This is a genomic window from Citrobacter sp. wls613 (genome assembly GCF_005281195.1).
GTDB lineage: Bacteria > Pseudomonadota > Gammaproteobacteria > Enterobacterales > Enterobacteriaceae > Citrobacter > Citrobacter gillenii.
Map to the genome: position 1 here is coordinate 31,358 of NZ_SZXN01000080.1, position 12,705 is coordinate 44,062.

Below are 12,705 nucleotides of genomic sequence, written 5' to 3' on the forward strand. Positions count from 1 at the left end.
ATGACCGTTGCGGTGAACCGCTATATCGAAGAAAAGTGGCTGGGGTACCTGGATTCGAACCAGGGAATGCCGGTATCAAAAACCGGTGCCTTACCGCTTGGCGATACCCCATCCGTGCAACGCTTACGGGTGAATGGTGCGGGAGGCGAGACTTGAACTCGCACACCTTGCGGCGCCAGAACCTAAATCTGGTGCGTCTACCAATTTCGCCACTCCCGCAAAAAAGATGGTGGCTACGACGGGATTCGAACCTGTGACCCCATCATTATGAGTGATGTGCTCTAACCAGCTGAGCTACGTAGCCATCTTTTTTTCGCGTTACCTTATCGGCGTTGCGGGGCGCATTATGCGTATTGAGCCTTGAAGCGTCAACCCCTTTTTCATTGAAAATAGCTGGAATGTGACTGTTTGGTTAGGTTGCGAACAGCGTGACGCAATATTCGGCAATTATTCGTTATTAATTGTTTTTCCGCACGTAAAACCGACATAAAAAAAGAGCCCCTCAGGGCTCTTAGTGGATGATGGCTTACTTATAAGCCGACTGGTGCACGCCAACCGCACGGCCTGATGGATCGTTCATGGTTTTGAACGCTTCGTCCCATTCGATGGCTTTGGCAGAAGAACAGGCGACGGACGGGCCACCCGGCACACACTCGGCGGCGCTGGCTACCGGGAACAGCTCTTCAAAAATCTCACGGTACAAATACGCTTCTTTAGACGATGGTGTGTTGTACGGGAAGCGGAAGCTGGCGGTTTCCAGTTGTTGATCGGAAACGTGCTCTGCCGCCACTTCTTTCAGCGTGTCAATCCAGCTATAACCGACGCCGTCAGAGAACTGCTCCTTCTGACGCCATGCAATGCTGGCTGGCAGGTAGGATTCAAAACATTCACGCAGGACATGTTTTTCCATCTTTCCGTTACCGCACATTTTATCCTGTGGGTTGATGCGCATCGCGACATCGAGGAATTTCTTGTCGAGGAACGGTACGCGGGCTTCAACGCCCCAGGCCGACATGGCTTTGTTGGCTCGGGCGCAGTCGAACATATGCAGTGCCTGCAGTTTACGTACTGTTTCTTCGTGCAGTTCTTTTGCGTCCGGCGCATTGTGAAAATAAAGATAGCCGCCAAATACTTCATCAGAACCTTCGCCTGACAGCACCATTTTAATGCCCATCGCTTTGATTTTTCTTGACATTAAGTACATCGGTGTTGAGGCGCGAATGGTGGTGACGTCATAGGTTTCAATGTGATAAATCACATCGCGGATGGCATCCAGGCCTTCCTGTACGGTGAAATGGATCTCGTGGTGTACGGTCCCCAGGTGGTTGGCGACTTCCTGAGCGGCTTTCAGATCCGGTGCGCCTTTCAGGCCCACGGCGAAGGAGTGCAGTTGCGGCCACCAGGCTTCACTGCGCTCTTGATCTTCAACACGGCGCGCTGCATATTTTTTGGTGATAGCGGAAATCACGGACGAATCCAGGCCACCAGACAGCAGCACACCATAAGGCACATCTGACATCAGATGGCTTTTAACCGCATCTTCCAGCGCCTGACGCAGTTCGTCTTTATCCGTCACATTGTCTTTTACGGCATCGTATTCGAACCAGTCGCGCTGATAGTACTGACGGATTTCTCCGTCTTTGCTCCACAGGTAGCTACCGGCCGGGAATTCTTTAATGGTGCGGCAAACAGGAACCAGCGCTTTCATCTCAGACGCCACGTACAAGTTGCCGTGTTCATCATGACCCATGTACAAAGGGATAATCCCAATGTGATCGCGGCCGATCAGATACGCATCCTGCTCGCTGTCGTACAGTGCGAAGGCGAACATGCCCTGCAGGTCGTCAAGGAATTCAGGCCCTTTTTCCTGGTACAGCGCAAGGATAACTTCGCAGTCGGAACCGGTCTGGAACTGATAGCGATCGCCGTATTCAGCACGTAACGCCTGATGGTTATAAATCTCGCCGTTTACCGCCAGGATATGCGTCTTTTTCACGTTGTATAACGGTTGAGCACCGGCGTTAACGTCGACAATGGACAGACGTTCATGTGCCAGGATCGCGTTATCACTGGCATAAATACCCGACCAGTCCGGGCCGCGGTGGCGCATCAGACGAGACAGCTCGAGGGCTTTTTTACGCAGCTCAACTGCGTCGGTTTTAATATCAAATACGCCAAAAATAGAACACATAACCTTCTCCGTTAACCCGTTGCGTGATGCTTTTTATGTTTGCTTAATAAAGAAAATGCCGTAAAGCCGCAGAGGGCGCAAGGAGTTTGGTGAGGAGAAAAGAAAAAACTCAATGATGATTGTTGAATAGTGAAAAAAGAGTATGTAATGAGCGTATTTTTTGATGAATCGCCAGAAAAATGGCGGTTTTATTAGATGAGGTTATTTAGTGTGCCGGTTAACGTGTTCTTAGGGTTATCCGGCACAGCGTTGCTTAAATAACATCTATCTCGGCAACGGACGGGTAGATCCAGCTTGGTCGGAACGGCATGCTGTCGATATCATCAAGGGTGGAAATGCCAGACAGTACCAGGATAGTTTCAAGACCGGCCTGGAAGCCAGCCAGAATATCGGTACGCAGGTTGTCGCCAACAATGACGGTCTCTTCCGAGTGCGCCTGCATTTTGTTGAGTGCCGCGCGGATAATCCACGGGCTGGGTTTACCTACGTAGAAGGGCTCACGGCCTGAAATCTTCTCAATACCGGCGCACAGCGCACCACAGGCAGGATAAAAACCGCGACCGTGCGTATCCGGGTTGGTGGCAATGAAACGTGCGCCATTGGCCACAAAGTATGCCGCTTTATGCATCATGTCCCAGTTGTAGGAACGCGTCTCGCCGACGATCACAAAATCGGGGTTAACGTCGGTAATGGTGAAGCCCGCTTTGTACAGTTCGTGGATCAGTGCGCCTTCACCGACAACATAGGCTTTTTTTCCTTCCTGGCGACGCAGGAAATCGGCGGTAGCCATGGCGGAGGTATAAAACACGCTGTCAGGAACATTGACACCTGCGGTGGCAAAGCGGTTTGCCAGATCCTGTCCGGTCTGCGAAGGGTAGTTAGTCAACAGGACTAACGGCAAGCCTTTCTCCATCACGCCGGTCAAAAATTCTGCCGCACCCGGTACGGCAACATTGTCGTGCATCAGCACGCCGTCGATATCACAAATTACATTCTTAATGGCCATGGACAATCCGACATCAAAATAAGAAGGCGTTACTATACATAAAATACACTCAATTATTCGAGTTGCCTCAGCGACACAGAGGCAGCTTGAAGGATGAAGTGTATTAGCTTTCCAGCAAACGTTGTAGCAACGTTCCGTTGAGCATGGCGCGTTTCACCAGCGCAAATGCGCCAATGGCGGAACGGTGGTCCAGCGTGGAGCGAACCACGGGTAAATTGTGGCGAAATGCCTTCAACGCTTGGGCATTAATGCAGCTTTCGATCGCTGGCAGCAGGACCTTATCTGCCTCTGTAATCTCACCAGCAATAACGATTTTTTGTGGGTTAAACAGGTTGATGGCTATAGCGATAGTTTTACCCAGGTGGCGGCCCACGTGCTCAATCACTTCCGATGCCAGGTTATCGCCTTTGTTGGCAGCCTTACAGATCGATTTGATACTGCAATCATCAAGCGTTAGCCGACTTGGATAACCTTGCTTGAGTAAGTTTTGCACGCGATGCTCGATGGACGCGTTGGCCGCGATAGTTTCCAGACAACCAAAGTTACCGCAGTGGCAGCGCTCGCCCAACGGCTCTACCTGAATATGGCCAATCTCGCCAACGTTGCCGTTACGGCCAATAAAAATGCGTCCATTGGAGATGATCCCGGCACCGGTTCCGCGATGCACTCGCACCAGAATGGAGTCTTCGCAGTCCTGACTTGCCCCGAAATAGTGCTCGGCAAGTGCCAGACTACGGATATCGTGACCAACAAAGCAGGTCACCTGGAACCGTTTTTCCAGCGCCTCGACCAGCCCCCAGTTTTCAACCTGAATATGCGGCATATAGCGAATGACGCCACTTTCTGGGTCAACCAGGCCTGGCAGAATAACGGAGATGGCAATTAGCTCACGGACTTTCCGTTGGCAGCTGTCCATAAAGGTGGCAATGGTATTGAGTAGCGCATGTTCCAGCGTTTCCTGGGTGCGCTCGGGTAAGGGGTAGTGCTCCTCAGCGACGGCTTTGCTGCTCATATCGTACAGCGTTAGCGTAGTGTCATGACGGCCAAGACGCACGCCAATGGCGTGGAAATTGCGTGTTTCAGTGACGATAGAGATAGCGCGGCGGCCCCCGGTGGAGGCCTGCTGATCCACTTCTTTGATCAGCCCGCGTTCAATAAGCTGGCGCGTAATTTTAGTTACGCTGGCGGGAGCAAGCTGGCTCTGTTCGGCAATCTGGATGCGCGAGATTGGCCCATGCTGGTCAATCAGGCGATAAACTGCCGCGCTGTTAAGCTGTTTTACGAGATCAACATTACCTATTTGAGCTTGTCCGCCTGGTGTCATTCTTTCTCTTACTCTGTAACGACCTCGTTGCCATTAACGATGGTCTTGATAATTTTAAAGTCGTGTGTGAACGCGGTCAGGTTGGCGACTTTGCCAGGGGCGATACTGCCGAGTTGCTTGTCCACGCCGATGGCGCGAGCGGGGTAGAGTGTTGCCATACGCAGCACTTCATCCAGCGCAATGCCGCAATGTTCAACCAGATTACGTACACCTTCAATCATGGTTAATGACGAGCCGCTCAGGGTGCCGTTCTCATCCACACACAGTCCATTGCGGTAGTATATTGTTTTACCAGCGAAAATGAACTGTTCAATATTTGCACCCGCCGGCGCGGTGGCGTCGGTCACCAGGCACAGCTTGTCACCTTTCAGGCGTTTAGCGTTACGGATGTTAACGTAATCGACGTGCAGACCATCGGCGATGATACCGCAATAAATATCGGCTTCATCAAGGATGGCACCAGCCAGACCCGGTTCGCGGCCAGTAATGTAAGGCATGGCGTTGAACAGGTGTGTTGCAAAGGTAATGCCCGCACGGAAACCGATTTTGGCTTCTTTTACCGTCGCGTTTGAGTGACCCGCTGAAACGACAATACCGGCATTGACCAGTCGGGTGATCACGTCAGCAGGAACCATTTCTGGTGCCAGCGTGACTTTGGTGATCACATCGGCATTATCGCACAGGAAGTCGACCAGCGCAGCGTCAGGCTGACGAACAAAACTTGGGTTATGGGTACCTTTTTTCACCAGATTCAGCCATGGGCCTTCAAGGTGAAGTCCTAATGCCTGATTCGGGTGTTTTGCCAGGTATTCACGCATCACGCGAACGCCTTGTTTCATCAACTCATCGCTGGTGGTGATAAGCGTAGGCAGGTAGTTAGTGCAGCCCGATTTCTCGTTAGCTTTCTGCATGATTTCCAGCGTTTCAACGGTCACAGCTTCTGCCGTATCGTTGAACTGCACGCCGCCGCAGCCGTTTAACTGCACATCAATAAAACCGGGGGAAAGAATGGCCCCATTCAATGAGCGTTGTTCAATCTCCGGCGGTAATTCAGCCAGTGGGCAAACGCTGGCTATCAGGCCATCAGCGACGACAATCGCATGGTCATCAAGAATTTCGTGACCGGTAAAGATCCGGCCCTGGGTTAAAGCATACATTCCGACCCCCGATTTCAAAAAATGCCGCCCTGCAACGCTTTCGGCTGGGCGGAAACAGCATTACAGACCTTTAATATTTTCGGCTTCTAACTCGTTAAAGTATTTCAGCGTCTTCACTTTCAGTTCCATTGTGGAAGGTTCATCGCAAACCACAACGGCTTTTGGATGCAGCTGCAGGCAGCTGATGGTCCACATATGGTTGACGTTACCTTCAACGGCAGCCTGCAGAGCCTGCGCTTTCTGGTGGCCCAGCACCAGAATCATCACTTCTTCGGCATCAAGCAGTGTACCCACGCCAACGGTCAGCGCATATTTCGGCACCTGGCTTACGTCACCGTCAAAGAAACGAGAGTTTGCCACGCGTGTGTCGTGGGTCAGCGTTTTGATACGCGTACGAGAGGCTAAAGACGACGCCGGTTCGTTAAATGCGATGTGCCCGTCGTTGCCTACACCACCCATAAACAGGTGGATTTTACCGTAGGAACGGATTTTTTCTTCATACTGACGGCATTCTGCATCGATATCTGGTGCGTTACCATTGAGGAGGTTGATGTTTTCTGCTGGAATATCAACATGATCAAAGAAGTTGCGATGCATGAAGCTGTGGTAGCTTTCTGGATGCTCTTTCGGCAGGCCAACATACTCGTCCATATTAAATGTGACAACATGTTTGAAGCTAACCTGGCCCGCTTTGTGCATTTCGACTAATGCTTTATAGGCTGTCAGTGGGGTGCCGCCAGTCGGCAGGCCCAGAACGAACGGACGATCTGCCGTTGGTTTGAACGCGTTGATACGGTTAACGATATGGCGAGCAGCCCATTTGCCGACTTGTTCAGCGGTATTCAGGGGGATCAGTCTCATTCTTCACCTCAGTAGTCAATGTAAGCAGTTGGCGGATTGAGTCGCTGTGCAGTATTAAGCGTAACCTGGTTTTGCATCGGTAAGGATCAATCCGTTTCGATTTTTTGAATGATAAAATAAGTTTTCGTAGTTAGCCAGTGGAAGGGAGGGTTAATAACGATACTTGGTGACTGTAATCACAAAAAACACGCTTTTAATTTGCGATACGAATTAATTTTCCACACACTCTGAATGTAGATGAATGGTTAATATCGTTGTTCCAGAATATCTTGCTGTCAGAATTGGTCGCACAATAAAAATATGGCTTCAAAGGAGCCTAATCGGGGTCTCGTAGGGGGAATAAAATGAATATTTTAGGTTTTTTCCAGCGGCTGGGTAGGGCGTTACAGCTCCCCATCGCTGTGCTGCCTGTCGCGGCACTGTTGCTGCGATTTGGCCAACCAGATTTGCTTAACGTCGCCTTCATCGCGCAAGCGGGTGGGGCCATCTTTGATAACCTCGCGTTAATATTTGCCATCGGTGTGGCATCCAGCTGGTCTAAAGACAGTGCGGGTGCGGCAGCGTTGGCAGGTGCAGTGGGTTATTTCATATTGACCAAAGCAATGGTTACCATTAACCCGGCGATCAATATGGGTGTGCTGGCAGGTATCATTACCGGTCTGGTCGGCGGTGCCGTGTATAACCGCTGGTCTGGCATCAAACTGCCTGACTTCCTGAGCTTCTTCGGCGGTAAACGCTTTGTGCCAATCGCCACCGGTTTCTTCTGTCTGGTTCTGGCGGCTATCTTCGGCTACGTATGGCCGCCGGTACAAAATGCCATCCATGCGGGTGGTGAGTGGATCGTGGGCGCTGGCGCGCTGGGTTCCGGTATTTTTGGTTTCATCAACCGTCTGCTGATCCCAACCGGTCTGCATCAGGTTTTGAACACCATCGCCTGGTTCCAGATTGGTGAATTCACCAACGCGGCAGGTGCGGTCTTCCACGGTGACATCAACCGCTTCTACGCGGGTGACGGCACTGCAGGTATGTTCATGTCCGGCTTCTTCCCGATCATGATGTTTGGTCTGCCGGGTGCGGCACTGGCAATGTACTTTGCCGCTCCGAAAGCGCGTCGTCCGATGGTTGGCGGTATGCTGTTGTCCGTGGCCATCACCGCGTTCCTGACCGGTGTGACCGAGCCGCTGGAATTCCTGTTCATGTTCCTGGCACCATTGCTGTATCTCCTGCACGCATTGTTAACGGGTATCAGCCTGTTCGTTGCGACATTACTGGGGATCCACGCGGGCTTCTCCTTCTCAGCAGGTGCTATCGACTACGTGTTGATGTACAACTTGCCGGCTGCAAGTAAGAACGTCTGGATGCTGGTCGCGATGGGGCTGGTGTTCTTCGTCATCTACTTTGTGTTGTTCAGCGCGGTTATTCGTATGTTTAACCTGAAAACGCCGGGCCGCGAAGATAAAGACGATGAAATTGTTACTGACGAAGCCAACAGCAACACCGAAGAAGGTTTAGCACAACTGGCCACCAGCTACATTGCTGCGGTTGGCGGTACCGATAACCTGAAAGCCATTGATGCCTGTATCACTCGCCTGCGTCTGACCGTTGTCGACTCCGCGAAAGTGAGCGATGCAATGTGTAAACGCCTGGGTGCTTCCGGTGTGGTTAAGCTGAACAAGCAGACTATTCAGGTCATCGTCGGCGCGAAAGCGGAATCTATTGGCGACGAAATGAAGAAAGTTGTCGCACGTGGTCCAGTTGCCGCAGCGTCTGCTGACAGCGCGCCTGCAGCAGCCCCGGCTGCAAAACCGCAGGCTGTGGCGAATGCTGTCACCGTTGAAGCGCTGGTTTCTCCGATTACCGGTGACGTGGTTGCGCTGGAGCAGGTGCCTGATGAAGCCTTCGCCAGCAAAGCGGTCGGCGACGGCGTGGCGGTGAAACCAACCGACAAAATCGTGGTTTCTCCGGCAGCGGGTACCATTGTGAAAATCTTCAATACCAACCATGCGTTCTGCCTGGAAACGCTGAAAGGCGCGGAGATCGTGGTCCACATGGGTATCGATACCGTGGCGCTGGAAGGTAAAGGCTTTACGCGTCTGGTGGAAGAAGGTGCGGAAGTCAAAGCAGGTCAGCCAATCCTGGAAATGGATCTGGAATACCTGAACGCCAATGCTCGTTCAATGATTAGCCCGGTTGTCTGCAGCAACAGCGATGACTTCGGTGGCCTGGTGATTAAAGCCGAAGGCCATGTGGTTGCCGGTCAAACGCCACTGTACGAGATTAAAAGTAAGTAATCGCGCGTAGGCCGGAGAAGGCGTAAGCGCTGCCATCCGGCAACATGAAATGCGTCACCAGCGGCGGGGAGCAATCTCCGCCGCTTTTTTTTGCAGCAAATGCCCGCATAATGACTGTCTGATACGTATTTTGCGTAACTAAAGGTTGTCAGTCAGTCCTGCTTATAAGATCATACGCCGTTATACGTTGTTTACGCTTTGAGGAATCCACGATGAGTGAGGCTGAAGCCCGCCCGAGTAACTTTATTCGTCAGATCATCGATGAAGATCTGGCCAGTGGTAAGCACACCACTATCCATACCCGTTTTCCGCCGGAGCCAAATGGCTATCTGCACATTGGCCACGCGAAATCCATTTGTCTGAACTTTGGTATTGCGCAAGATTACCAGGGCCAGTGCAACCTGCGTTTTGATGATACGAACCCGGTTAAAGAAGACATCGAGTACGTTGAATCCATCAAAAATGACGTTGAATGGTTAGGTTTCCACTGGACTGGCGATATTCGCTACTCGTCGGATTACTTCGACCAGCTGCATGCCTATGCGGTAGAGCTTATCAACAAAGGCCTGGCGTACGTCGACGAACTGTCAGCTGACGAGATCCGTGAATACCGTGGCACCTTGACGCAGCCTGGTAAAAACAGCCCGTACCGCGATCGTAGCGTTGAAGAGAACCTCGCGCTGTTCGAAAAAATGCGTACCGGTGGTTTTGAAGAAGGGAAAGCCTGCCTGCGCGCGAAAATCGATATGGCCTCGCCGTTTATCGTCATGCGCGACCCGGTGCTGTACCGCATTAAATTTGCCGAGCACCACCAGACCGGTAATAAGTGGTGCATCTACCCGATGTACGACTTTACCCACTGCATCAGCGATGCGCTGGAAGGCATCACGCATTCCCTGTGTACGCTGGAGTTCCAGGACAACCGTCGTCTGTACGATTGGGTACTGGACAACATCACCATTCCGGTTCACCCGCGCCAGTACGAATTCTCGCGCCTGAATCTGGAATATACCGTGATGTCCAAGCGTAAGCTGAACCTGCTGGTCACCGACAAGCACGTTGAAGGCTGGGACGATCCGCGTATGCCGACTATCTCTGGCCTGCGTCGCCGTGGTTATACTGCTGCCGCTATCCGTGAGTTCTGTAAACGTATTGGCGTGACCAAGCAGGATAACACCATTGAGATCGCCTCTCTGGAATCCTGTATTCGTGAAGATCTCAACGAAAACGCACCGCGCGCGATGGCGGTTATCGATCCAGTGAAACTGGTTATCGAAAACTATCCGCAGGGTGAAAGCGAACTGGTTACTATGCCGAACCATCCGAATAAACCGGAAATGGGCAGCCGTGAAGTGCCGTTCAGCGGTGAGATTTGGATCGATCGCGCAGATTTCCGCGAAGAAGCCAACAAGCAGTACAAGCGTCTGGTGATGGGCAAAGAAGTGCGTCTGCGCAACGCGTATGTTGTTAAAGCCGAGCGTGTTGAGAAAGACGCAGAAGGCAATATCACCACTATTTTCTGCACCTATGACGCTGACACGCTGAGCAAAGATCCGGCCGATGGGCGTAAAGTCAAAGGCGTTATTCATTGGGTCAGTGCGGCACATGCACTGCCAATTGAAATCCGTCTGTACGATCGTCTGTTCAGCGTGCCGAACCCAGGGGCGGCGGATGACTTCCTGTCCGTTATTAACCCGGATTCACTGGTTATCAAACAGGGCTATGGCGAACCATCGCTGCAGGCTGCCGTTGCGGGTAAAGCCTTCCAGTTTGAACGTGAAGGGTACTTCTGCCTCGATAGCCGCTATACAACGGCGGATAAGCTGGTGTTTAACCGTACTGTGGGTCTGCGTGATACGTGGGCTAAAGTGGGCGAGTAAGCTGCAACACCCCCTGTCAAACGCCGCGCTCTGCGGCGTTTTTTTTATCTCGACATCCTGCATTACTGGCTCTGTTTGCAGAGCGAATTAATTATTATTCCGTCGTGTCCGGAGAATTAATTAATTACCCATCAAAACCTTATGCCCGAGGATGACTCTGACTGTAACCGCTTTCATCCATATGGAAAACAAGCATTTTTTTCATTTTTCAACGTTTTTATATCTGCACATGAAAATGTAACAGAAAGCAATCAAATATGTGCGGTTGCTCATATTCTTACATACTGGTTACAAAAAGAGATTGATAATTCGCGTCGCGAAAAATAGTCTATTCATTGTAGTCAATGAGGTTTTCTCAGCGCTACTTTTTTTACTTTTTGTTTTTTCGCTGACCGCTTTTATCGGCAGCATTTTATACCCAATGGATTTCGAGTTGCATCAAGGCGGCGACGCAGCGAATTCCCAAGAGCGTACATCAGTACGTGACTGGGATGAGCGAGGAACGCCAACGCAGATGTGGCTTGAAAGACGAAGGGTTATACGTCAAAGAGGATTAACATATGCGTACGTTTAGTGGCAAACGTAGTACGCTGGCGCTGGCTATCGCCGGTATCACAGCAATGTCGGGTTTTGTTGTCGCTCCCCAGGTACATGCCGAAGGATTTATTGATGACTCAACCTTAACCGGCGGCATCTATTACTGGCAGCGTGAGCGTGACCGTAAAGATGTGACCGATCATGACAAATACAAAACCAACCTTTCGCACTCCACCTGGAACGCCAACCTCGACTTCCAGTCCGGTTACGCGGCTGATATGTTTGGTATTGATATCGCTGCATTTACCGCTATTGAAATGAACGAAAGTAGCGAAAGCGGTCATCCAAACGAAATCGCATTCTCTTCCAAAAATAAAGGCTATGACGAAGATTACTCCGGCGATAAGAGCGGGATTAGCCTTTATAAAGCAGCAGCTAAATTCAAATACGGCCCAACCTGGGCGCGCGCTGGTTATATTCAACCCACCGGGCAGACGTTGCTGGCTCCGCACTGGAGCTTTATGCCGGGTACTTATCAGGGTGCTGAAGCCGGTGCTAACTTTGACTATGGTGATGCCGGTGCGCTGAGCTTCTCCTACATGTGGGCTAACGAATATAAAGCACCGTGGCACATCGAAGTCGATAAATTCTATCAGGCCGATAAAAAGACCAAGGTAGATTACCTTCATTCGGTCGGCGCGAAATATGACTTCAAAAACAACCTGTTGCTGGAAGCGGCATTTGGTCAGTCCGAAGGCTATGTCGATCAATACTTCGCGAAAGCCAGTTACAAATTTGATTTAGGCGGCAATCCATTCACCACCAGCTATCAGTTCTACGGCGCGCGCGATAAGGTTGATGACCGTACCGTTAACAATATTTATGACGGTACCGCCTGGCTGCAGGCGCTGACCTTTGGCTACAAAGTGGCAGAAGTGGTTGATCTGCGTCTGGAAGGTACCTGGGTGAAAGCGGACGGACAGCAGGGCTATTTCCTGCAGCGTATGACGCCAACCTATGCCTCCTCAAACGGTCGTCTGGACGTGTGGTGGGATAACCGCTCTGACTTCAACGCCAACGGCGAAAAAGCGGTTTTCTTTGGCGCAATGTATGACCTGAAAAACTGGAACCTGCCGGGTTGGGCTGTGGGTGCCTCCTATGTTTACGCCTGGGACGCTAAGCCATCGACCTGGCAGACTAACCCGGATGCATACTACGACAAAAATCGTACCATCGAAGAATCGTCTTACAGCCTGGATGCGGTCTACACCCTGCAGGACGGTCGTGCGAAAGGCACGATGTTTAAACTGCACTTCACCCAATACGACAACCATTCAGACATCCCAAGCTGGAGTGGTGGTTACGGCAACATGTTCCAGGATGAGCGCGACGTGAAGTTCATCGTGATTGCACCATTCACCATCTTCTAATGCCAACCGCGGCAGGCCAGGTGCCTGC

The 12,705-nt window shown here is 51.3% G+C and carries 8 protein-coding genes and 3 tRNA genes; 3 read left to right on the top strand and 8 right to left on the bottom strand.

Features of this window, described 5'->3' with window-relative positions:
• Positions 1-36 precede the first annotated feature (36 nt).
• From FDX01_RS19080 to nagB, 8 genes are all read right to left on the bottom strand, one after another.
• Positions 37-111: transfer RNA gene (locus FDX01_RS19080), tRNA-Gln, on the bottom strand.
• 23 nt (positions 112-134) lie between these two features.
• Positions 135-219: transfer RNA gene (locus FDX01_RS19085), tRNA-Leu, on the bottom strand.
• A gap of 8 nt (positions 220-227) precedes the next feature.
• A tRNA-Met gene (locus FDX01_RS19090) sits at positions 228-304 on the bottom strand.
• Between the two features lie 222 nt (positions 305-526).
• Positions 527-2,191 (bottom strand): asparagine synthase B, encoded by a 1,665-nt coding sequence (gene asnB, locus FDX01_RS19095; RefSeq protein WP_137400292.1) that lies wholly within the window; start codon positions 2,189-2,191, stop codon positions 527-529.
• A 253-nt stretch (positions 2,192-2,444) separates the two neighbouring features.
• Positions 2,445-3,197 (bottom strand): ribonucleotide monophosphatase NagD, encoded by a 753-nt coding sequence (nagD, locus tag FDX01_RS19100; RefSeq protein ID WP_096757877.1) that lies wholly within the window; start codon positions 3,195-3,197, stop codon positions 2,445-2,447.
• Between the two features lie 103 nt (positions 3,198-3,300).
• On the bottom strand, positions 3,301-4,521 hold the full coding sequence (locus tag FDX01_RS19105) for an N-acetylglucosamine repressor (protein ID WP_115259091.1): 1,221 nt from the start codon (positions 4,519-4,521) through the stop codon (positions 3,301-3,303).
• 8 nt (positions 4,522-4,529) lie between these two features.
• The gene (gene nagA / locus FDX01_RS19110; protein ID WP_115259090.1) at positions 4,530-5,678 is read right to left on the bottom strand and encodes an N-acetylglucosamine-6-phosphate deacetylase; all 1,149 of its coding nucleotides are present in this window, start codon (positions 5,676-5,678) and stop codon (positions 4,530-4,532) included.
• 60 nt (positions 5,679-5,738) lie between these two features.
• Positions 5,739-6,539, bottom strand: a complete 801-nt coding sequence (nagB, locus tag FDX01_RS19115) for a glucosamine-6-phosphate deaminase (RefSeq protein ID WP_003022803.1) — start codon at positions 6,537-6,539, stop codon at positions 5,739-5,741.
• Between the two features lie 344 nt (positions 6,540-6,883).
• Between nagB and nagE the strand changes: the two genes are divergently transcribed.
• The 3 genes from nagE to chiP all read left to right on the top strand — a co-directional run bounded on the left by nagE (position 6,884) and on the right by chiP (position 12,677).
• The gene (nagE, locus tag FDX01_RS19120) at positions 6,884-8,830 is read left to right on the top strand and encodes a PTS N-acetyl glucosamine transporter subunit IIABC (RefSeq protein ID WP_117342231.1); all 1,947 of its coding nucleotides are present in this window, start codon (positions 6,884-6,886) and stop codon (positions 8,828-8,830) included.
• Between the two features lie 212 nt (positions 8,831-9,042).
• A complete protein-coding gene (glnS, locus tag FDX01_RS19125) occupies positions 9,043-10,710 on the top strand; it encodes a glutamine--tRNA ligase (protein ID WP_117342232.1) in 1,668 nt (555 codons plus the stop codon).
• 560 nt (positions 10,711-11,270) lie between these two features.
• Complete coding sequence (gene chiP, locus FDX01_RS19130; RefSeq protein ID WP_115259087.1) at positions 11,271-12,677, top strand: chitoporin; 1,407 nt, start codon at positions 11,271-11,273, stop codon at positions 12,675-12,677.
• Positions 12,678-12,705: the final 28 nt, after the last annotated feature.

What these genes read in the sequence shown, in the direction of transcription:
- asnB (WP_137400292.1), bottom strand. Translation starts at nt 2,191, where the DNA reads ATGTGTTCTATTTTTGGCGTATTTGATATTAAAACCGACGCAGTTGAG.
- nagD (WP_096757877.1), bottom strand. Translation starts at nt 3,197, where the DNA reads ATGGCCATTAAGAATGTAATTTGTGATATCGACGGCGTGCTGATGCAC.
- FDX01_RS19105 (WP_115259091.1), bottom strand. Translation starts at nt 4,521, where the DNA reads ATGACACCAGGCGGACAAGCTCAAATAGGTAATGTTGATCTCGTAAAA.
- nagA (WP_115259090.1), bottom strand. Translation starts at nt 5,678, where the DNA reads ATGTATGCTTTAACCCAGGGCCGGATCTTTACCGGTCACGAAATTCTT.
- nagB (WP_003022803.1), bottom strand. Translation starts at nt 6,539, where the DNA reads ATGAGACTGATCCCCCTGAATACCGCTGAACAAGTCGGCAAATGGGCT.
- nagE (WP_117342231.1), top strand. Translation starts at nt 6,884, where the DNA reads ATGAATATTTTAGGTTTTTTCCAGCGGCTGGGTAGGGCGTTACAGCTC.
- glnS (WP_117342232.1), top strand. Translation starts at nt 9,043, where the DNA reads ATGAGTGAGGCTGAAGCCCGCCCGAGTAACTTTATTCGTCAGATCATC.
- chiP (WP_115259087.1), top strand. Translation starts at nt 11,271, where the DNA reads ATGCGTACGTTTAGTGGCAAACGTAGTACGCTGGCGCTGGCTATCGCC.